A 21,650-nucleotide genomic window follows, 5' to 3' on the forward strand; every position below is an offset into this window, starting at 1 on the left:
CGTCACAAGTCTGGTCGTCACAGGTCTGTCGTAACAAGTCTGTCGTAACGTCTGGTCACAATCGGAGGAACGGCGCGGATCGGCGGGGTCTCACGGCAATGGACGGTTGCGAAAATGCTCGACAATGCGTGCATGACGTTCGCGTCCTGCTGCCACCAGCACCCCATGCGTCACCTCCCGGCGATTGTACTCAATCGCTTCCCCCGAGAGCGCGGTCATCTTACCATCCGCTTCCTGCACGATCAAATTCGCGGCGGCAAGATCCCAGTCGCGGCTTTGCCCGCCCGCAAAGGCGGCGTCAAGTCGACCTTGTGCTACACGGCACAACCGAAGCGCCAGCGATCCGATCCGCGGAAACAGCGTGATCTCGTCCGATGTCGGGCTGAGCCGCTGCACCAGCGGCTTCGGTCCGGCCATGCGGGGGAAATCGAATTCAGTGCCTGCGGTTGCATGCACGGCGCTATCGTTCAGCGTCGCCCCCTGCCCGCGGGCGGCAAAGAAGAATTCCTCGCTCACCGGCGCATACACCGCCGCGAGCACCGGAGCTGCATTTTCAACCAGCGCCACACTGACGCACCAGTCCTCGCGGCCGGCGAGATAGGCGCGGGTGCCGTCGATCGGATCGACGATCCAGGTGAAGCGCTTGCCGAGCCGGGCCGTGTTGTCGGCGCTTTCCTCCGACAGCCAGCCATAGGCTGGCGTTGCCGAACGCAGCTGCTGCTCCAGCAGGTCATTGACCGCGATGTCGGCCTCGGAGACCGGCGAGGACGCGCCCTTGGTCCAGTTCTTCAATTCGGTGCGGAACAGCGACAGCGCGAGCCGACCAGCCTCCTGCACCGACCGGGTCAGCAAGGCAGCATCGCGCGCCTTGGTCCAGTCGTCCGTATCAGCGTCCGCCAAGCGTCAGGCCCTCGATGCGCAGCGTCGGTGAATTGACGCCGTAGCGGAATTCCAGATCGTTGGCGGCGACCAGCGACTTGAACATCGGCAGCAGATGCCCGGCGATGGTCACTTCGCTGACCGGATAGGTGATCTCGCCGTTCTCGATCCAGAAGCCGGACGCGCCGCGGCTGTAGTCGCCGGTCACGCCGTTGACGCCGGAACCAATCAGGTCGGTGACGTAGAAGCCCTGCTTGATGTCGGAGATCAGCTCCTTCGGCGTCACCGCACCGGGCTCGAGATGCAGATTGTAGGTGCCGGGCGACGGCGAGGACGACACGCCGCGATGCGCATGTCCCGTCGTGACCAGGCCGAGCTCGCGCGCGGTCGCCGAGTCCAGCACCCAGGTGGTCAGCACGCCCTCGTCGATCAGCGCCGTTCGCTTCACCTTGACGCCTTCGGCATCGAAGGTCTGCGAGCGCAGGCCGCGTACGCGCAGGGGATCGTCGATGATGCGGATATCTTTGGAGAACAGCTGCTCGCCGAGCTTGTCCTTCAGGAAGCTGGTCTTGCGCGCGATCGAGGCGCCGTTGATGGAGCCGACCAGATGGCCGACGATCGAGCCGGCAACCCGCGGATCGAACACGACGGGCACCTTGCAGGTCTCGACCTTGCGCGGATTCGACCGTGCCACTGCGCGCTCGCCGGCCTTGCGGCCGACGGAAGCGGGTGAATCGAGATCGGACCCATGCGGCGCGCTGGTGAAATCATAGTCGCGCTCCATGCCGGTGCCCTCACCGGAAATCGCGGTCGTCGAGATGCCGTGGCTGGAGCGCAAATAGGAGCCGTGAAAGCCGGTCGACGTCACCAGCACCATGCCGCCGATCCCGGTCGAGGCCGACGCACCGCCGGACTTGCTGACGCCCTTGACCGCGAGCGCCGCAGCCTCCGCCTCGATGGCACGCTGCTCGAGCTCGGCCGTGGTCGGGACCTTGCGATCGAGCAGATCGAGATCGGGGAAATCATGCGCGTGGAGCGCAGGATCGGCCAGACCGACATATTTGTCGTCGGGCGCCACGCGCGCCATCGCCACCGCACGCTCCGCAAGCTTTGCGATCCCGTCGCCGCTGATATCGTTGGTTGACACCACCGCCTGGCGCTGGCCGACGAACACCCGCAACCCCACGTCATCGCCTTCGGAGCGCTCGGTTTCCTCGACGCGGCCGTCGCGCACCTCGACGCCTTGCGAGACGCCGCGGACCGCGATCGCATCGGCCGCGTCCGCGCCGGCGCGCCTCGCGGCCTCGACGAGACGATGCGCGAGGTCGCTGAGGCCGGATTGGTCGAACAGATCGGTGGAATCGCCGTGTCGCGACGACGATGCAGATGGTGAAGGGTTCACGAACGAATTCCTGCGGATTGAGGGGAGGCCCGGAACGAGGTCGACAGACCCACCAGATGTGCAGGATTCACAGGGATTTCAAGCACTTTGCACCGGCGGGCAACAAAGATTTGAGTGATCGGCGCAACGCTTCGTCAATCATGCGGGCCAACCTCTTGTCAATCATGGCGCCAGGTGAGGATGGGTTAACCAGGCTTTTTAAGCCGAAACGGCCATCGCTCGGCTAGGCTCTCACACATCGACCGGGAACATAATCCCGGCGGGGAGATAAGGCTTTGAGGCGTCAAACACCAACAAGCGGAATCAATTCCGCCGGGTCGAGCTGCGCGTTGCGGCTCGACCCTCTTTCCCTTCCGCTCTCTTTCCACGCGCAGGATGCGCGCGCGGATGGCGGCACGCGGCAGGTCGAGCTTCATCGCGAACATGTCGTGCTGCGCCGTGCCGTTCTCGGCATGCGGATGGCGGTCAATGTTCGCGTCAGCGATTTCCTCGGCGTCGCGTTGCGCGGCATCGACGACGCGCAGATGCTGGTGCTGGTTCACCGCGATCCCGCGCTCTCCATTCCGCTCGGCACCAGTTCGGATGCCGAGGAGATCACGTCCGCCTGGCAGATGTGGAGCGACATCTTCCGTCTCCCGCAACTGACCGAGCCGGCGCCGCGCCAGCCGGCGGCGCGCCGCCGTCGCCGCAACGCGATCCGCGCCCGCCGCCCGAAATTCCTGGTCCGCCGCCGCGCCGGCGTCCAGCTCAACGAAGCCAGCGTGCATCGCGACGAGCGCGAGATCATCGCGCGGAATTGAGGTCGTTTCACAGCGCTCCACGCCATTCACCATCGCTGTTGTGCAAGCAGGGATAACGCGTCGTTGCAGTTCGGATCTGCATTTCAAGCATCGCGGTGTCATCACCCGCGCATGCGGGTGATCCAGTATTCCAGAGACGCAGCGATTGAAACGATAGGCCGCGGCGTACTGGATCGCCCGGTCGAGCCGGGCGATGACACCCGTCCGCTTCACATGCTTCGTCGCTTGCATGATCAGCGTCCACCGCATCCCACACCGCGTTCGCGACGATCGCGAGCCGCCCCTCGATCGGGTGAGACCGGCGAACCATACACCGCGTTGCATTTCTGATAAAGCGAATTATTTTTGCTGCGGGGCTTGCGCCGTCGGGCAACTCGGTGGCACACGCGCGTGAGGAACGCACCGGCGGAAGGGTTCCCTCTTCCCTTGCGGGAGAGGGTTAGGGAGAGGGGTGCCACACGGCAAGCTCTCTCCACTCGATCGAGCACGCACGACACGCGGTCGAATTGCGCGTGCGAGTTTCACTTCGATCATCTCGCCCGGGGCCACCCCTCTCCCCACCTCTCCCATCGCAAGTCGGGCCTGCCCGACTTGCGCAAATCAATGATGCGCAACCGGGGTAAACCCCGGTTGCGTGGGAGAGGGAGCCTGAGTAGCGTGCTCACCTCACTCGTCACTCCCCGTCGCGCAATTGCGCACCGGGGAATGACGAGGGATGTGCGTCACCCCGCCCGCATCACCGCATCGACGACCAGGCTCGCGAACAGGATGAAGCCGGCGTCGCGGTTGGACTTGAAGATGCGCAGGCAGAGCGCGGGATCGCTGGTGTCGAGCCGGCGGACCTGCCAGGCGAGATGCAGCGCAAATGCGGCAAGGCCGATCCAGGCCGGCCAGCGTGCGCCCGCGAGCGCGAACGCCGCGCCGATCAGCAGCACGGCGAGACCATAGAAGATCACCAGCGCGCGGTGGGTGCGTGCGCCGAACAGGCGCGCGGTGGATTTGACGCCGATCAGCGCGTCATCCTCGGCGTCCTGGTGGGCGTAGATGGTGTCGTAGGCGATCACCCAGGCGATCGATCCGGCATAGAGCGCAATCGCCGTTGCATCGATGCGTTCGAGCGTCACCGCAAATCCCATCAGCGCGCCGTAGGAGAAGGCGAGGCCGAGCACGACCTGCGGCCACCAGGTGATCCGCTTCATGAACGGGTAGATCGCAACGATCAGAAGCGAAGCGATGCCGGTCATTACCGCAAAGCGGTTGAACTGCAACAGCACCGCAAGCCCGATCAGCGCCTGCAGCACCATGAAGACGACCGCCTGCGTCACCGTCACCTGCCCGGCCGGGATCGGCCGCGACCGCGTGCGCTCGACCTTGGCGTCGAGATCGCGATCGGTGATGTCGTTCCAGGTGCAGCCCGCGCCGCGCATCACGAAGGCGCCGATGAAGAACAGCAGCACGACGAGCGGCAGCGAGCGGACATCATGCGCGACGCCAGCGGCGAGCGCAGCCGACCACCAGCACGGCATCAATAGCAGCCAGGAGCCGATCGGCCGGTCGTAGCGCGCAAGCCGCAGATAGGGTCGCGACCAGACCGGCGCATGGGTGTCCACCCAGTTGCCTGTGGAGTCGGCAACGCGGGCGGAGACATCGCTCATGAGCAGTCGATCATCGGGCGGTCCCTTATCGGGTGAGGACGTTGCCGTTCAGCGTGTCGAAGGTGCTGCCGCCCTTCTTGGTCGGGGTCGCTTCGGGCAGCGAAGCGGACGAACCCAGCACGTCGCTCAGCGACGGCCCAGCGGGGCCGCGCGGCTGCGCCGCCGCCTGCTCTGCGACATTGCAGACCTTCTTCAGCAGCGCTTCCGTGTTCTTGTGGCCGTCCTTGAGCTGGTTGGCGATCTGCGGCGGAATTCCGCACTTGGCCGCGTTGGTATCGACATATTTGATCATCTTGACCTCGGCCTGGCTGTAATTGCCGATCAGCTTGCAGGCCTCCTGCGGGCTGGCGTGGCGATCGCTCGCGGCCTTGATCGCCTTGCCGCGCTTCTCAGCTTCCTCACGCAGCGGCACGAAATTCTTCATGCAGGCCTCGCTGGCGCCACCCGCCTCGCTCGGCGGAGGCGGCGGCGAGGACAACCCGCCACCGGCTATGGGCGCCGCACCATTGCTCGGGAACGCCGACGGCGCCGCGCCGACCCTGGCTGCCGGCGCGCCATTAACCGGCGGGAATGCGGAATCCGAGGCGGTTCCGGCCTGGCTTGGACGCATACCATTGACCGGCGGAAACGCCGGATCGGACGCGGTGCCAGCCTTGCCGGCCTGATTGGGCAGCGGAGCCGGAAAGGCGCTCTGGGCAGCGGCCTGCCCCACAGACAGGGCGGTCGCGGCAACGGTCAGCACGATCAGGCGGCGGATCATCGAGGGTGTCTCTCCGGCAAAAGGTCCAGGCAACCCCAGCGCAACAAAAACGAAGCAACCAATTTGGGGGCGTTTTACGATTCCTGTGGCGCCTTAACAACCCGTCGATTTGGGCGACAGCGCGGCGTAGGGCCACGCCGGCCACATTAAATTGTTCCTCGTTTATAAGCCTTTAGGCTACGAACGGCGGTAAAACCGGACCATCAAATATACCTGATCCCGATTTTCGGTCATGCCACAGTCTGGATTTGCGACCCCACGCCGCGCAGAGGTGACTGAAAAGCAAAAGGGGCCGCGTGCAAGCGACCCCTTGGACTTAAGAACTTTGGACTTAAGAACTTAACCAATGACTTGGTAACAGAAGCAATACGTCGACAGGTCCTTACTACGCTGGTCGGCGAGTTCCTGACGAGTCCGCGGGACTACGGTCTTGCTCAGCTTGGTAAATTTGCCACGGAGCAATAAGGCCGCCTTGCCTTTTGGGCTAAAGCGCGGTCCAGAATCGGACATGCCCGAACTCGATTTTCGCAGCCCCCGCCTGTTTGTCGATGCGCCGCTTGGCGCCGGCGCGACCGTCGCGCTCGAACGCGACCAGAGCAACTATCTCGGCAATGTGCTGCGGCTTGGCGCCGGCGACAGCGTGCTGGTGTTCAACGGCCACGACGGCGAATGGCGCGCCGAGATTGGTGGCCGTAAGCGGCCCGATACACTCGCGATCATCACGCAGACCCGCGCGCAAGACCGCCTGCCCGACGTCGCTTACGTGTTCGCGCCGCTGAAGCATGCGCGGCTCGACTACATGGTGCAGAAGGCGGTCGAGATGGGCGCGGCGCGGCTGGTGCCGGTGCTGACACGCTTCACCCAGGTGTCGCGGGTCAATGGCGAGCGGATGCGCGCCAATGTGGTCGAGGCCGCCGAGCAGTGCGGGATCATCTCGCTCGCCGAGGTCGCCGATCCGCTCCCGCTGGAACGTTTCCTCGCGGGGCGCGACCAGGCGCGCCTGCTGGTGTTCTGCGACGAGGCCGCCGAGGTCGCGAACCCGGTGCAGGCGCTGCAGGCGGCAACGGCCACGAAGGCCGGGATCGATGTTCTGATCGGCCCGGAAGGCGGCTTTGCCGAGGAGGAGCGCGCCCTGCTGCTGCGCCAGCCCAGCATCCTCCGTCTCGCGCTCGGCCCGCGCATCCTGCGCGCCGACACCGCTGCCGTCGCCGCACTGGCCCTGGTGCAGGCGGCGCTCGGGGATTGGGGGGCGAACTCGTAGCCAAGAAGGGACTGCGCCCCCTCTCCCGCTTGCGGGGGAGGGTTGGGGTGGGGGTCTCGCCGCGGTACAGACCGGATAGATACCCGACAGTTTAGACCGGCATGATTGCCGACAGGTTTCTAGAAGCATCGGCGGGAGGGCCCGACGATGCCGTTCAGAGAGACCAGTCGGATGGAAGAGCGTATCCGGATGCTTATGGAGTACGAGAGCGGGAACTGGAGCGTGTCGGAGTTGTGCCGCCGTCACGGTATCTGCCGCGACACGTTTTACGCATGGCGCCAGCGGAAGCAGAGCGGCGATCCGGAGTGGTTCAGGGACCGTTCGCACGCGCCGCAGCAATGCCGACAAACGACCGATGCGGCGATTGCAGAGAAGGTGATCGCGGCTCGGCAGCGCTTTCCCTATCTGGGACCGCGCAAGCTGCTCGCCCTGCTTGACCGCCAGGCGCCGGAGATCGATTGGCCGGCGGCGTCGACGATTGGGAGCATTCTCAAGCGCGCGGGGCTGATCTCGCCGGTGAAGCGCCGCCGCCGTCCGCTCGACCAGCGGCGTCCCTGCACGCCGGTGCAGGAGCCGAACGACGAGTGGAGCGTGGACTTCAAGGGTTGGTTCCGCACCCGCGACCAGTGCCGGATTGATCCGTTGACGGTGGCTGACAGCCACAGTCGCTTCCTGATCGAACTGCAGATCGTCGCACCGACGACCGAGGGCGTCCGCCCCCGCTTCGAGAGGGCTTTCCGCGAGCATGGCCTGCCGCGGGCAATCCGCTGCGACAATGGTTCGCCGTTCGGCTCGCGCGGCGCCGGCGGTCTCACCACATTGTCGGTCTGGTGGCTGAAGCTCGGCATTACGCCGCACTTCATCCGTCCGGCCTCGCCGCAGGAGAACGGTCGCCATGAGCGCATGCATCGCACCTTGAAGGCGCAAACATCGAGCCCACCGGCAGATAATGCGTCCGAGCAACAGGCCCGCTTTGACGCCTTCCGAGAGCATTACAATAAGGAACGTCCTCACGAAGCGCTGGGCCAACGGCCGCCGGAGGACGCCTATCGAGCATCTCAACGCACCATGCCGGATCGCGAGCAAGACCCCTGGTATGACGCCGATCACCAGGCCCGCCGTGTTCGCGGCAATGGGGAGATTAAATGGAAAGGCAAGTTCGTCTTTATCGGTCAGGCGCTGGTGAACGAACTTGTCGGCATCGCCGAACTCGATACCGGTGACCACGTCGTCCGCTTCTGCGACCTCGACGTCGGTCTCATCGACCGCCGCGGCCTGTTCACCCGGTTCGCTCCGCCTCGTGAGGGGCTGCGCGAACCGGGCGAACAGACCGCTTAACCCAAACTGTCGGGGATCATGCCGGTCCAAAATGTCGGGAATCATGCCGGTTGAACACACAACGAGATTCTTTGAGTGGAGAGAGCCCCACCCGGATTGCATCTCCGATGCAATCCGACCTCCCCCCGCAAGCGGGAGAGGTGGACCGCCCGTGCCGCAGCGCGTAGCCAGGATGAAGGAAAACATCTTTCCCTAGCCAAGCCGTCGCAAAATCGTTAACGAACCCAATCATTAAGCCACTTGGCCGATCCCTGTCGAAAGCCCGGGCCGACCATGCTAAGGGCTCCGCCAACACCACCCATGGAACCCGCTCTGGAACCGCGATTTCGGGGCGAATTGGACACTGAGATGACCGAAGCTGCCGCACCACGATCCGCCGCCGGATCCGCCGACTGGGCGAATGCGTTGCTGGCCTCGTTCGCGCAGGCTGGGTATCTCAGGTCCGAGCCGGCGATCCTGCAGCCGGCCGAGCCGTTCCTCGACCTCTCGGGCGAAGACATCCGCAAGAGCCTGTATCTGACGACCGACCCGAGCGGCGAGGAGCTCTGCCTGCGTCCGGACCTCACGATCCCGGTGGCGCGCGACTACCTCGCCTCCAACAGGGCCGGCCAGCCGGCGGGCTTCAGCTATCTCGGGCCGGTGTTCCGCTATCGCGGCGGCCAGCCCAGCCAGTTCCTGCAGGCCGGCATCGAATCGTTCGGGCGGCAGGACCGCGCCGCGGCCGATGCCGAGATGCTGGCGCTGGCACTGGAGGCGACCACGGCGTTTGGCTTGAGCGATGTCGAAATCCGCACCGGCGACGTCGCGCTGTTCAATGCGTTGATTGATGCGCTCGAGCTCTACCCGGTGTGGCGGCGCCGGCTGATCAAGGATTTCAACCGCAAGGTTTCGCTGACCGACGACATCGAGCAGCTGACCCTCGCGACCGCGCCGGGCCGCAACGAATATGAGGGCGTGCTCGCAGCTCTGGCCGGCTCCGACCGCAAGGCGGCGCTGGCGCTGGTCACCGATCTGATGTCGATCGCCGGCACCACCAATGTCGGAGGACGCACGGTCGCCGAGATCGCCGACCGCTTCCTCGAGCAATCGACGCTGAAGGCCGGCGCGCTGCCGCGCGACGCGGTCGCCATCATCAAGCGCTTCCTTGCGATATCCGGCGATCCCGACGACGCGGTGGCGCAGCTGCGCACGCTGGCCGACGACGCGAAGCTGAATCTTGCCGCCGCGATCGACCAGTTCGAGAGCCGGGTCGGCTTCATGGCGGCGCGCGGCATCGACACCAGGAAGACGCGGTTCTCGACCGCGTTCGGCCGCGGCCTCGACTACTACACCGGCTTTGAGTTCGAGCTGCACGCCAAGGGCAACGGCGCCGAGCCGCTGGTCGCGGGCGGCCGCTACGATGGGCTGATGACGCAGCTCGGCTCGGCGAGCCCGATCCCGGCGGTCGGCTTCTCGGTCTGGATCGAGGCGATGACCCGGCATGGCAAGGCCGCCGGCCGCGGAGGCGCCCCATGAGCACGCCGTTCGTCGTCGCCGTCCCCTCCAAGGGACGCCTGCAGGAAAACGCGGAAGGCTTCTTCGCCCGCGCCGGGCTGACGCTGTCGAAGGCCGGGGGCGCGCGCGACTATCGCGGCACCATCTCAGGCGTCGACAATGTCGAGATCGCCTATCTCTCGGCGAGCGAGATCGCGGCCAATCTGGCGCGCGGTTCCGTGCATCTGGGTGTCACCGGCGAGGACCTGGTGCGCGAGAGCATTCCGGATGCCGACAAGCGCGTGCTGATGATCGAAGGCCTCGGCTTCGGCTATGCCAATGTCGTGGTCGCGGTGCCGCAGGCCTGGATCGACGTCCGCACCATGGCCGACCTCGACGACGTCGCCTCCGGCTTCCGCGAGCAGCACAATCACCGTATGCGGGTGGCGACCAAATACATCAATCTGACGCGCGGCTTTTTCGCCAAGCACGGCGTCGGCGACTACCGCATCGTCGAGAGCTCCGGCGCCACCGAGGGCGCGCCCGCGGCCGGCACCGCGGAATTGATCGTCGACATCACCACGACCGGGGCGACGCTCGCCGCCAACGGGCTCAAGGTGCTCGACGACGGCGTCATGCTGCGCAGCCAGGCCAATCTGGTGGCGTCGCGGGATGCCGACTGGTCGACCGGCGCCCGCGAGACCGCGCGCGTCATCCTCGACCACATCGCCGCGCGCGCCCGTGCCAGCAAGTATCGCGAGGTCCGCACCCGCTTTGCCGGCTGCAACGATGCGCTGCTCTCCGAGGCGCATCACCGTTTCGGCGTGGTCGCCCCGTTCGGGGGGCCGACCTCGTCGGGCATGCTTACGCTGCACTGCCCACCGGGCAAGCTCTACGCGCTCGGCAGCTTCCTGCGCGACCACGGCGCGGAAACCGTGTCGGTGGTGTCGCTGGACTATGTGTTCGACCGCGAGAACCCGCTCTTCGCCAGGCTCGAGGCGTTCCTGCGACAATGAGCCGGCAAGGCCATTCATCTTGGCGACAGCTGCCCCGCGGTACCATATTCTGTTCAAGCTCTCTTGTTTGACGTGTTTTCCTCACGCGAGCCGGATGTCCGCTTCGCTCGAAAACGCGCTTAGTTCTGGAACCTGACCGATGATGCTGGGCTCTGACGTTTCCAGCCTGACCACAACCGCCAAGACCGCCGCCGCGCAGGGTCTGTCCATCGTCGTGCCCGTCTACAACGAGGCCGCCGGGCTTGCGGCGCTGCACCAGCGGCTGATCGATCTCGCCAAGTCGCTGCGCGCCCGCTACGGGCTTCCTTGCGAAGTGGTCTATGTCGACGACGGCAGCGCCGACAGCACGCTCGCCATCGCCCGCGGCCTGCCCGCCGATGGGCTGGACCTGCAGGTGGTGTCGCTGTCGCGCAATTTCGGCAAGGAGGCGGCGCTGATGGCCGGCCTCGACCACGCCCGCCGCGGCGCGGTGCTGTTCATGGACGGCGACGGCCAGCATCCGCCCACGCTGGTGGAGCAGCTGGTCGCACACTGGATCGATGACGGCTACGACGTCGTCTACACGGCGAAGGCGCATCGCGACAATGAATCGGCGTTCCGGCGGCTGGCCGGGCGCGGCTTCTACGCGCTGATCAACTGGGGCGCGCGGCAGAAGATCCCGGAGGATGCCGGCGACTTCCGCCTGCTGTCGCCGCGCGCGGCCGCGGCGCTGCGGCAATTGCCGGAACGCAACCGCTTCTTCAAGGGGCTCGCGAGCTGGATCGGCTTCAGGCAGATCCGCGTCGACTACGAGCCGGCGCCGCGCGCGCATGGCGTCACCACCTTCAATGCCGGCCGGCTGATCGGCCTGTCGATCGAAGGCCTGACCTCGTTCTCGGTGGCGCCGCTGCGCTTCGCCAGCCTGCTCGGCGCGCTGCTCGCGGGCGCGGCCTTCCTGTTCGGTCTCTCGATCCTCTGGGAAGTGTTGACTACCGGCAAGCAGGTTCCCGGCTATCCGTCGCTGATGATCGGCGTGATGACGATCGGCGGCGTGCAGCTGATCATGATCGGCATCGTCGGCGAATATATCGGCAAGATCCTCTCCGAATTGAAGGCGCGGCCGATCTACTTCGTCGCCGAGCACACCGAGAAGCACGCCGACGGCGGCGCGGCGCAAAGCGCCGCCGAGCGGACCGCCGCCGAATGAGCGATGCCGCTGCGCCACGCCGGATCTGGCTGTGTGCTGACGATTACGGCCTGAGTGACGGCGTCAACCGCGCGATCCGCGACCTGATCGAGCGCGGCCGCCTCAACGCAACCTCGGTGATGACGGTGACGCCCGCGATCGGCCGCGAGGCTGCGGCCGCGTTGCAGGCTTCGGTCGCGAACAGCCCGCGCTGCGCGATCGGGCTGCATGTGACGCTGACCGCGCCGTTCCGGCCGCTGACGATGCATTTCCGCCCGCTCGACGGCGACATGTTCCTGCCGTTCGCAAAACTGTTGCGCGCCGGGCTGATGCGGCGGTTGGATGCCGAGCTCGTGCATGCCGAGGTGCTGGCGCAGCTCGACGCCTTCCACGACCTGTTCGGCCGCGCGCCCGATTTCGTCGACGGTCACCAGCATGCGCAGCTGTTCCCGCAGGTGCGCGACGGCTTCCTGCGCGCGGTGAAGGAGCGCGCGCCGCAGGCCTGGGTGCGGCAGTGCGGACGCGACGGTCCGCTGGCACGGCTGGTCGGGCCGAAGGCTCTGGTGCTGAACGTGCTCAGCACGCAATTCCGGGCGAAAGCGACCCGCGCCGGCCTGACGTTCAATCCGGCCTTCGCCGGTGCCTATGATTTCATGCGCGAGCATGATTTCGCGGCACTGATGCGCGGCTTTCTGGATGGCATGCCCGACGGCGGCCTCGTGATGTGCCATCCCGGTTTCGTCGATGACACGCTGAAAAACCTCGACCCGCTGACGACGCAGCGCGAGACCGAACATGCCTATCTGGCAGGCGACGATTTCCCGGCCCTGCTCGCCCTGAATAAAGTTACACTGGCCTGACAGGGTTCAGAAAAAACCGACGGTCGTATTGTCGCATACATAAATTTAATTCGGCCCCCCACTCCTTGCGCCACAAAGCCCGTCCTACATCTCGGGCGCGGCGATTCGATCGACGCGATGGAGAACGCCATGACACCGCAAGAACGCCAACTGATCGACGATCTCTTCGACCGGCTCGCCAAGCTGGAGAATGCCCCGCGCGACAGCGAGGCCATGTCTGCGATCATACAGGGCCTGCGCAGCGCGCCGAATGCAGTCTACGCGCTGGTACAGACCGCATTGGTGCAGGACGAGGCGTTGAAGCGCGCCCATGATCGCATCCAGGAGCTCGAGGCCGCGGTCGGCCAGCAGCAGGGTGCACAGCAGCAAGGCGGCGGCTTCCTCGATTCGATGCGCGACGCGATCTTCGGACAGGGCCAGCCGCACGGCTCGGTGCCCCCGGTCCGCGCCCCCGATATCGGCGGCAGCCGCCCGGTCTGGAACTCGGGCCAGGCGACGCAGCAGGCGGGCGGCTACGGCCAGAACTACGGCCAGCCGCCGCAGCAATACGGCCAGGGCCAATACGGCCAGCCTTACGGCGGCCCGCAGCCCCCGGCCTTCGGCGGCGGCACTCCCGGTAGCGGCGGCGGCTCGTTCCTCGGCACGGCGGCTGCAGCCGCGGCCGGTGTGGTCGGCGGCGGGCTGCTGCTCTCCAGCATCCGCGGCATGATGGGTGGCGGCAGCCATCAGTCGCTGGCCGATGCCGGCGGCCTGGGCAGCGGTTCGCGTCCCTGGGGCGGCGACCAGTCGTCGAGCGACCTCGCACGTGACGCCGGGATCAACGACGTCGGTTCATCCGGCCGCGGCAACGACAATTCCAGCTCGCGCTCAGGCCTGTTCGACCAGGCCTCGAACAACAGCAACAACAGCAACAACAGCAACGACGACAACTACAACACCGACCACGATTCCGACGGCTTCGACAATGATGACGATGATGACGGCGGATTCGACGGCGGAAGCGATGACAGCAACTACGCGTAAGCGCGTGCGCGTCGTCTAAACGCAAACGGCCGCTCTCATCGAGCGGCCGTTTTATTTTGATCAATCCGTAGCCCGGATGCAGCGAAGCGAAATCCGGGGAAATCTCTCAGCTTGCACAACTGTCCCGGATTACGCTGTGCTGCATCCGGGCTACGCAGACAATCTCACATCACGACGACCTTGGCGCCGACATTGACGCGGCCGTAGAGGTCGATGACGTCCTCGTTGCGCATCCGGATGCAGCCCGACGACACGTTGGTGCCGATGGTCCAGGGCTCGTTGGAGCCGTGAATGCGGTACAGCGAGGAGCCGAGATACATCGCGCGTGCGCCGAGCGGATTCTCCGGCCCGCCCTCCATGTGCCGTGGTAGATCGGGGCGGCGCGCCAGCATTTCCGGCGGCGGCGTCCAGGCCGGCCACTCCTTCTTGGCCGAGATCGTCTTGACGCCGGCCCAGGTGAAGCCGGGCCGGCCGACGCCGATGCCGTAGCGCATCGCACGGCCATCGCCCTGCACCAGATAGAGGAACTTGTTCGGCGTATCGACCACGATGGTGCCGACGCCTTCCTTGCCGTGATAGTCGACCAGCTGTTTTTCATATCGCGTATCGAACGGACGCTGCGCCGGATCGCCCGCGGCCTCTTCCTGCTGGCGGATCATCTGCTGCTGCGGATCCATCGGCGGCAGGCGGTTGCCGTAATAGCCCGGCTGCTGCTGATACATCTGCGGCGAATATCCCTGCGACGACGGAGCATCGCCGAACAGGAATTCGATGAAGCCGCCGCCCATGCTGGAGCGCTGCGGCTGCACATAGGCGGTGCGCATCGGCGGCTGCGGCGCGCCCTGGTTGGCGTAGATCACGGTGGGCTCGGCGGGCGACACCGCGTCGATCGCCATGGCGTGATGAGGGACGGCAATAAGAGAAGAGGCGCCGGCAAGCAGCGCAAGCGTGGTTTTCCTGAACATCGACGTACTCTGTACTGGTTTCGTCGTGAGGTGATGCGCGAGGGCGCGACGAGCGCCGTTGCACGTGGTCAATAAGCAATGAAAACCGCATCGGTTTGGTAAACGGATCGGCGGTTTCGATTCACCATCCCGGCAATAGCGCGCGGTTTTGCCGGGTAGCGTTTATTTTGCGTGAACGCCGCGGCAACATGGTTAATCGCCGGTAGCGCTGGCCGCCGCGCGCCGTGCGCGCAAATTGTTCCGCGTGAACCTGACGTTAAATCACCTCTCGCTAGAACGGACCTCAGTGAAGGGGCGGGAATGAAATCATGTCAGTGAAGCGCAAGCGTTTTCGTGTCGAGCAGGCGATGGGCGAAGTGGTGATGGCGGAGCCGGAGGCCATCGGCGGCGCCGATCTTGGTCCGATGCATCGCGAGATCATGGCCGAGCTTCGCTCGATCCGCGCCCAGATGGCCGCAGCACCGGCGCAGCGCACCGCCGACAGCGTCGATTCCATCGTGGCCCGCGAGGTCGCCGAGACGCATAAGATGCTCGAGACCTATCGCGCCCAGGTCGAACAGTGCGAGAAGCTCAAGGTCGAGCTCGACCTGATCCACGACGCGATCAGCCGCACCAAGCGCGAGATCGCCGTGCTGCACGGCAAGAGCTTCAACGGCGAGGAGATGGCCAAGGTCAATGGCGAGCTCGGCGCCGTGGTCGGCGGCACCGAACAGGCCACCCAGCAGATCCTCGAGGCTGTCGAGGCGATCGACCAGGCCGCGTCGGCGCTCGCCAACAACGTCACCCCCGACCAGCAGAGGCGGCTCAGCGAGGATATCCAGGAACGCGTGGTCTCGATCTTCGAGGCCTGCAACTTCCAGGACCTCACCGGCCAGCGCATCAACAAGGTGATGCAGACGATGAAGTTCATCGAGCAGCACATCAACGAGATGATGAACATTTGGGGCGGAGTCGACGCCATCAAGACGCACGTCCCGCCTGTTGTCGACACTCGCGAGGGCGACGCCCGCCTGCTCAACGGCCCGAAGCTCGACGGCGACGCCGGCCACGCCTCGCAGGACGACATCGACGCGATGTTCAACTGAGATTTGTCGGATCCGAATAAAAAACGCCGGCCTTCGGGCCGGCGTTTTTTATTCGGGCTGGCGGCGACCCTTCTTCCCTTCTCCCCTTGTGGGAGAAGGTGGCATAGGCGGCCTTCCGGCCGCCGTCTTTTGAAACGCCGATGCTTCGCATCGGCTATGGCGCCGGATGAGGGGTCTCTCTCCACGCACTCAGATCGAAGAGATTCACTCGCGGAAACAGACCCCTCACCCGGATCGCATCTATCGATGCGATCCGACCTCTCCCACAAGGGGATGAGATGCACCGTCATTGCAGCATGGATTGAATGCGAGGTGACGCATTAGTCAGAACCTCTGTCACGACAGCATGCAGTTTGTGCCAATTGCGACACTTGGAAATTGCGACTCTTGGAAATTGACTGGCAGGTTTGCTGTCGCGGACGCATACTGTGTCTGAGGGAAATTGTCATGCGTATGCCGGAAGCCAACATTTGGTGCCGGTTGCATGGGACTTCCGGAGTGAATCCGGTCGCCCCCGAGCGGGTTTTGTACTTCCACAAGCACACAGACAGGTTCGCGGCCACTCGCCGCGCGCATCCGACGAGGGCAAGCTGGCTTCTCTCGAGCGATGCCGTACGCCTCGTTATCGGATCACTGATTGGGGGGAGCCACCGGAGTACTCAACGCTGGAGATTGAACATGACGCAAAGAATGGTCAGAAATATTGCAATTGCGCTCTCGACTTTCGCTTGTGCGACACTGTTCTCCATCACCTGGTCTGAGCGGGGCGGCGTTTCGGCGTCAGTCGAAAGCGCCCAGGCGCGTGTGGGCCGACCGCTGACGCCCATGAGCGTCGCAGGCGTTGCGCGTCGCCAAACCCGGCGCGCTGCGTATGGATACGGGGTTGGCGCGGGGGTCGCCGCTACGGCGGCGGTCGCCACGGCGGCCGCTACCACGGCGGCCTATTCCGGCTGGGGCACAAACAATTGGACCGATGCATATGCCGCCCAGACGGATCCCCGCTTTGGCCAGCCTTACTATCCGGCACGAGCCTATCAACGGGTCAGTCCGTATTACGGTTATTCCGGATGGGCAGACTACAAGGCCGCCAATGGTATCGCCTGCGAACCCGGTACGATGACGAAAATGCCTGACGGGAACATGTACGTCTGCCAGTGAAAGCGGCGCAACGGCACCGCACGAGGGCGGCTCCTTGAGCCGCCCTCTTGATCTTCATGACGGACCAGGACGTGTACTCATAGCGTCGGCTTCCAACTACGAGGCAGAACTCGCCGGGATCGATCGTCATCGGCGGCTTGTGACCCCGAGCGCACCTGACCTCCGGCTAGGCCCGGGCCGGTATCCCGCTCTATTATCACGAGACCTCAAGCGCGCTTTCATCCGGCCATTCTTTGGACAAAACTGACGGGAGTGCTGGGGGCTGATCGACCCTAACGGATAGCCGGGTCGGCATGCTTGGGTGACATTGGACGGAAAGGGAAACGTCAGTGAACTCCACACCCACTCCGAACGCAGTTGAATCGAACGATAGCCTGACCGCGCCCGCCGACGAAAGACTCGCGGAAGCCCGCAAGCAAATCGCGCGCGCCGATGAAGAGCTCACGCGTTTGAGTGAACAGCTTGCAAGAATGGAACGCGATGCCGCGTCCCCACCTTCGGCGCAACCTAACCCCCCTACGGCCGGAACTAACCCTGCTTCTTCCGGGCCTAGCCCTGCCTCTTCCGCGCTTGGCTCGCAATCGCCGCCTGGAAGGCCGGCGTTCCGAGCCCTCGCCGGCTTGTCGCTGGCAGCCTGTATCGTTATCGCTGCCCTGGCTTTGCAGTCGTCTTATGGTGGGGAAGCCAAGCTGATTGCTGCCCGTTGGGCGCCGCAGCTTGTCTCAACTCCATCATTGCCGCCTGATGATCCGCCGCTCACGGCGCGGCCCGCTCCACCCACCGTTCAGGTCGCCGCGGCGGACGCCGCTCCGCCCCAAGCGACGCCCATGGTTCAAACCGCACCGCCGCAGGACGCCGCGCCGACAGCCAACACAGCCCTTCCCGATCAGACGCAGTTGCTGCAAACGATCGCGCGCGACCTCGCAAATATGGAGCGAAATATCGAACAGCTGAAGGCGGACCAGCAACAAATGGCCCGCGAGAACTCCAAGGCCATTGAGGAACTCAAGGCGAGCCAGGAAGAAATGAAACGGGCGCTCGCGAAGGCTTCTGAGCAGAGGGCGTTACCGCCTCCGACACAGCCGGCTCCGGCCGTGCGCAAGCCCGAGCGGACGTCTCAGCCACCGTACGCAAGATTGCGGCCTCGAATCCCAAGGGAGTGGTTCTACGACGAATGGTGACCGTCGATGCAGTGATCATCGACGTCTTGTCCCGCAACAACGCCTCGATTTAGAATGCGGCGCGGTGTCACTTCCGGTTTTGGCCCAGGCAGACATTGGGCCCGATAACGAGGGTGGCCTAAAGCCCCAAGCGGACCGAAGCGCGCATGCAACCGCCCCTGCCTCCCCACTTCCGTCAATTTTGATCGCCATGTCAGATGTGGAAATTTTCGCCGAAGCGTGGCTACAAGAGTCACGCAATCAATTCTTTTGTCCAAGTGATTTGCAGGACGGCAATGAAAAACGCTACGCTGTTTGCCCTTGGTTTATTGGCGGCGGGAGTTTGGTCACACGACAGCGCGAGATGTCAGACGTCGCTGTCCCCGCCGCTTTCGCTTGCGCCGCCGTCTCCGTCGAATGAGGGGTCGGCATCTCCGGCCGCGACCAACAGCGTTTGGCCGCCGATGGCGGCACCCAGCGTGTCGCCGCCGCGGGCGGCGGCCGAAAGTCCCACACCATCGGCAAAGAGCAATGTTGGTTCGTCACGGGCGACGGATGACGTTCCGCCGCCGACGGCGACCGCCAAGGGAGCCAAGGGTCCGGTGCCGCCCCGAGCCGCTAAAGATGTGCCGCCACACACCACCGCCCCACGATCTGCCACTGTCGAGCACACGCCGTCAGGGTCCGACAGTGTTTCGCCAGCACAAGTGATCGACAGGTCGCCGCCGTCGGCCAAGCCGGCCCCCGATTACGATGGCTTTAGCGTCGGCATCGACGACGACAATGACACGTCAAGCCGGACGACACGCCCCGTCAGGTCGCGCCGGGCAAAGCAGCCCAAACTCAATCAAGAAGCAGATCGTGTCTCTGGGCAGCAATCGGTCGATCCCGGGGAAGATGACAAGCTAAAGGGCAAGCTTACGATTTGCCGCGGCTGCAAGTAGCAAGTGCCACTCCGGGCGGACGATTAGATTGGCGCGTCATTTTTGGGGGACTTCTTGCGATGCAAGAGTCCGGAAATGGCCCAGGGCCGACATCCAGCGATGCCGGCTTCAATGTCAGCTTACGAGACCAAGGCGGACGCGACGAATTTGTGAGTACACGCTCTGGATCGATCTCGCATGGCGACGGGGCGCGCCCGGCGTTGATCCATGTCAACATCACTCATCCTTTGCCACCGACAATATGTTGGGCCGCATCTGCAGCGGCTTCATCACCTTCGGTTCGCGTGCGACGAGGAGGATCACCATGTGTCGGACGAACATTTTTTCGACCAGATCAGTGACCGTTGCGGGAATTGCGGCCAGCCTCGTGCTGGGGTTTGCAGGTGTTACTCTCAGTCCGGCACCGGCTAAGGCCGTCATTTATTGCCAGTACGTCGGGTATCCGGTGGGTTGCGTGGCGAGAGCAGGCGTGGTGCTCAGGCCTCGTCCGGTGGCGCGTGCTGCGGTTCGTCATAACGCCGGCGGCAATTTGAATGGCGGCGTCAATCGCGTCGGAGTGCGGCGGTAGCAGCTGTTTGCGGGTCACGACTTTGGGCGGCAGACGGCAAGCCAGGTTCGTCCGTGTCCCCCTGAAGTTCGTTCATAGACAGACGAAAACGCCGGCCCTCGGGCCGGCGCTGGATGCGGTAATCAGCGACTTCAAAGAAACCTGAAGGCGCGGCGGAAGTGCCCGACCTGATTCCGAATGGCCTCGACGTGCAACATCGTCGGGCCATTGCTTATCTCAAAATGCAGCATTGCGTGTGATACTGCTGGCGCCTCAGTCCGCGAAACATCACGCATCATCCCAGTGCGGTTGAGTGAGGCTCTTCGTCAACGACGCTGACCCATCTGCGTCAATTGGTCGAATTCGTCAACTTGTATGGAGCAATGCAGGGTTGTACGTTCCGCTGCGTGCTCCACGAACAGGAGCGCCTGCAATTTACTGCAAGCGGTTCGTTTGCCAATCAAGTTATCGCTCGACGCAATTAGTTCTCAAACGCCATTATGGGAGGGAACAATGTCAATTACTCACGTACTTGTCGCGTTGTCCTCGATTGCTGCTGTTCTCACGGCTGGCAACGCCCAGGCTCAGAGCATGCCACCGGAAGGGCCCGTCTCGGTGACATTTACTGCGACACCAATCCCGCCACCAAAGCCGATGCCGATCGGCGGCGGTAGAGAGTTTGACCTGCTGAACCAAGCGATGGCAGCAATGAACGACGCGGGAAACCCGGTGCTCAATAACATGGGTGGACGATGCCAGTTTAGTCGGCTCAGAGATACATCGGCGAAGACCGTCGAAGTCCGCGGGTTCTGTACTTACGTCGACAAGGACGGCGATCAAACATTCGAACAATGCGATTTCCTGCCGGGGCAACCCAACAAGTGCAACATAACCGGCGGGACCGGCAAATTCGAAGGGCTCCAAGCCGAACTCATCATTTCCATCGAGCCTCTTAAGAGCAATTTCGAAGGCATCGGTCAGGTCATTGGCCACAAGAAGGGCACGTATCGGATTGCAAAGACAAACTGATGCATCCGGCCGCGTTCTGGTTGGCGCAAGCGCGAGCTGGCCGCGAGCCGCTTTCGCACGGAATGTGATTACCTCGATGGAGCGATTGCCACATCCAGCCCTGACCAAGTACCGTGATCAGCGACGCTTATGATCGGATGGTCCGGCGGATGTACCCGTGGCCGATGATCTCGAATGGCCCCGACGTGGATATCGTCGGGGCCATTTGTCTAAGGGCGTAATCCCATAGGCAAGTGCTGATTGGGGGCTCGCGACTCAAAGCAATCTATCGCGGCGGCATGGATTGCTTCGTCGCCTCGCTCCTCGCAATGACGACAACCTTCCCTTCTCCCCTTGTGGGAGAAGGTGGCATAGGTGGCCTTCCGGCCGCCGTCTCGTAGAACGCCGATGCTTCGCATCGGCTATGGCGCCGGATGAGGGGTCTGTCTCCACGAGTTCAAATGACAGAGTTGGATTCGCGGAGAGAGACCCCTCACCCGGATTGCATCTGGCGATGCAATCCGGCCTCTCCCACAAGGGGAGAGGCGGACTGCCGATGTGGCGCTAGCCGGAGATAAAACGGATGCCCCGCCGTTACGCCCGTGGCGCGCAGCGGACGTAGACCATGTTGCCGTAGCGGGTGGCGGCGTCCTTGTCGACGAAGCGGGTGATCAAGACCCGGCCGTCGAACGAGATGATCTCGCGGTCCTGTTCGCCGGGCACAGGTCCTGGCGGGCCGATATAGTTCTTGCCGCCGGGGGAACCCTTCAGCCGCAGTTCCTGCGGGGTGGCCTGGTCGGCCAGATGCATGATGACGCCGCCGTTCTGGCCGGCGCCGATCACGTAAGGCTGCTTGCACTGGCCGCGCGCCGCGGCCTCGGTGCGGGCGCGGTCGGCGGGATTCTGGAACGAGGCGAGACCCCAGCGGCCGACGATCTCATCGGGGCGGATCGACGCAGGCATTTCCGGGGCCACCCCGGGTTCGGAGGGCGCCGGCTCGGGGTTCGACGACAACGACGGCAGGCTGAAGCTGCTGCACGCCCCCAAGAGTGCCGTCAGCGCCGAGACAGCCGCGAATCGTGCGACCAATCGCGCGTTGAGTGACCTGATCATATGCATCCCCCGACTATGTCCCGGCCGCACCCGTCCTG

At 64.3% G+C, this 21,650-nt stretch carries 20 protein-coding genes; 13 read left to right on the plus strand and 7 right to left on the minus strand.

Going from position 1 to position 21,650, the window contains the following annotated elements; genetic code table 11:
• Positions 1-90 precede the first annotated feature (90 nt).
• Positions 91-900: a 3'(2'),5'-bisphosphate nucleotidase CysQ gene (locus tag V5279_RS36970; protein WP_338691864.1), complete on the minus strand. Its 810-nt coding sequence runs from the start codon at positions 898-900 to the stop codon at positions 91-93.
• Entirely contained in the window at positions 887-2,281 is a 1,395-nt protein-coding gene (locus V5279_RS36975) for a TldD/PmbA family protein (RefSeq protein WP_338691865.1), read from the minus strand. Before V5279_RS36975 ends, V5279_RS36970 begins: the two co-directional genes overlap by 14 nt.
• Positions 2,282-2,556: 275 nt before the next feature.
• Here V5279_RS36975 and V5279_RS36980 point away from each other — a divergent pair, with 275 nt between their 5' ends.
• A complete protein-coding gene (locus tag V5279_RS36980) occupies positions 2,557-3,081 on the plus strand; it encodes a DUF6101 family protein (protein WP_166298630.1) in 525 nt (174 codons plus the stop codon).
• A 722-nt stretch (positions 3,082-3,803) separates the two neighbouring features.
• Here V5279_RS36980 and ubiA read toward each other — a convergent pair.
• Complete coding sequence (gene ubiA, locus V5279_RS36985) at positions 3,804-4,736, minus strand: 4-hydroxybenzoate octaprenyltransferase (protein WP_338691866.1); 933 nt, start codon at positions 4,734-4,736, stop codon at positions 3,804-3,806.
• A 25-nt stretch (positions 4,737-4,761) separates the two neighbouring features.
• Positions 4,762-5,496, minus strand: a complete 735-nt coding sequence (locus tag V5279_RS36990; protein ID WP_166298632.1) for a hypothetical protein — start codon at positions 5,494-5,496, stop codon at positions 4,762-4,764.
• A 508-nt stretch (positions 5,497-6,004) separates the two neighbouring features.
• Here V5279_RS36990 and V5279_RS36995 point away from each other — a divergent pair.
• The 7 genes from V5279_RS36995 to V5279_RS37025 all read left to right on the plus strand — a co-directional run bounded on the left by V5279_RS36995 (position 6,005) and on the right by V5279_RS37025 (position 13,632).
• A complete protein-coding gene (locus V5279_RS36995; RefSeq protein WP_338691867.1) occupies positions 6,005-6,757 on the plus strand; it encodes a 16S rRNA (uracil(1498)-N(3))-methyltransferase in 753 nt (250 codons plus the stop codon).
• Between the two features lie 147 nt (positions 6,758-6,904).
• Positions 6,905-8,095 carry an integrase core domain-containing protein gene (locus tag V5279_RS37000; RefSeq protein ID WP_166203831.1) on the plus strand — a complete coding sequence of 397 codons (1,191 nt, stop codon included), beginning with the start codon at positions 6,905-6,907 and terminating at the stop codon, positions 8,093-8,095.
• Positions 8,096-8,443: 348 nt separating this feature from the next.
• Positions 8,444-9,610, plus strand: a complete 1,167-nt coding sequence (locus V5279_RS37005; RefSeq protein ID WP_338691868.1) for an ATP phosphoribosyltransferase regulatory subunit — start codon at positions 8,444-8,446, stop codon at positions 9,608-9,610.
• Positions 9,607-10,584: an ATP phosphoribosyltransferase gene (gene hisG / locus V5279_RS37010; protein WP_338691869.1), complete on the plus strand. Its 978-nt coding sequence runs from the start codon at positions 9,607-9,609 to the stop codon at positions 10,582-10,584. Before V5279_RS37005 ends, hisG begins: the two co-directional genes overlap by 4 nt.
• A gap of 139 nt (positions 10,585-10,723) precedes the next feature.
• Complete coding sequence (locus V5279_RS37015) at positions 10,724-11,770, plus strand: glycosyltransferase family 2 protein (RefSeq protein ID WP_166298636.1); 1,047 nt, start codon at positions 10,724-10,726, stop codon at positions 11,768-11,770.
• Positions 11,767-12,609: a ChbG/HpnK family deacetylase gene (locus tag V5279_RS37020; protein WP_338691870.1), complete on the plus strand. Its 843-nt coding sequence runs from the start codon at positions 11,767-11,769 to the stop codon at positions 12,607-12,609. Before V5279_RS37015 ends, V5279_RS37020 begins: the two co-directional genes overlap by 4 nt.
• 129 nt (positions 12,610-12,738) lie before the next feature.
• Complete coding sequence (locus V5279_RS37025; RefSeq protein ID WP_338691871.1) at positions 12,739-13,632, plus strand: DUF2076 domain-containing protein; 894 nt, start codon at positions 12,739-12,741, stop codon at positions 13,630-13,632.
• Positions 13,633-13,796: 164 nt separating this feature from the next.
• Here V5279_RS37025 and V5279_RS37030 read toward each other — a convergent pair whose 3' ends face one another.
• Entirely contained in the window at positions 13,797-14,597 is an 801-nt protein-coding gene (locus tag V5279_RS37030; RefSeq protein WP_338691872.1) for a L,D-transpeptidase, read from the minus strand.
• A 308-nt stretch (positions 14,598-14,905) separates the two neighbouring features.
• On the opposite strand from V5279_RS37030, the gene V5279_RS37035 reads away from it, so the two are divergent.
• The 3 genes from V5279_RS37035 (at position 14,906) to V5279_RS37045 (ending at position 18,021) form a co-directional block, all read left to right on the plus strand.
• Positions 14,906-15,682: a protein phosphatase CheZ gene (locus V5279_RS37035; RefSeq protein ID WP_166298640.1), complete on the plus strand. Its 777-nt coding sequence runs from the start codon at positions 14,906-14,908 to the stop codon at positions 15,680-15,682.
• A 678-nt stretch (positions 15,683-16,360) separates the two neighbouring features.
• Positions 16,361-16,840 (plus strand): hypothetical protein, encoded by a 480-nt coding sequence (locus tag V5279_RS37040; protein ID WP_338691873.1) that lies wholly within the window; start codon positions 16,361-16,363, stop codon positions 16,838-16,840.
• A gap of 620 nt (positions 16,841-17,460) precedes the next feature.
• Complete coding sequence (locus tag V5279_RS37045) at positions 17,461-18,021, plus strand: hypothetical protein (RefSeq protein WP_338691874.1); 561 nt, start codon at positions 17,461-17,463, stop codon at positions 18,019-18,021.
• Between the two features lie 346 nt (positions 18,022-18,367).
• On the opposite strand, the gene V5279_RS37050 is transcribed toward V5279_RS37045, so the two are convergent.
• Positions 18,368-18,586: a hypothetical protein gene (locus tag V5279_RS37050; protein WP_338691875.1), complete on the minus strand. Its 219-nt coding sequence runs from the start codon at positions 18,584-18,586 to the stop codon at positions 18,368-18,370.
• Between the two features lie 662 nt (positions 18,587-19,248).
• On the opposite strand from V5279_RS37050, the gene V5279_RS37055 reads away from it, so the two are divergent.
• Positions 19,249-19,512 (plus strand): hypothetical protein, encoded by a 264-nt coding sequence (locus V5279_RS37055; protein WP_338691876.1) that lies wholly within the window; start codon positions 19,249-19,251, stop codon positions 19,510-19,512.
• Positions 19,513-20,004: 492 nt separating this feature from the next.
• Positions 20,005-20,520, plus strand: coding sequence for a hypothetical protein (locus V5279_RS37060; RefSeq protein WP_338691877.1), 516 nt, complete (start codon positions 20,005-20,007; stop codon positions 20,518-20,520).
• Between the two features lie 573 nt (positions 20,521-21,093).
• Here V5279_RS37060 and V5279_RS37065 read toward each other — a convergent pair.
• The gene (locus V5279_RS37065; RefSeq protein WP_338691878.1) at positions 21,094-21,612 is read right to left on the minus strand and encodes a hypothetical protein; all 519 of its coding nucleotides are present in this window, start codon (positions 21,610-21,612) and stop codon (positions 21,094-21,096) included.
• Positions 21,613-21,650: the final 38 nt, after the last annotated feature.

Origin of the sequence: Bradyrhizobium sp. 26S5 (assembly GCF_036923295.1) — a bacterium.
GTDB lineage: Bacteria > Pseudomonadota > Alphaproteobacteria > Rhizobiales > Xanthobacteraceae > Bradyrhizobium > Bradyrhizobium septentrionale.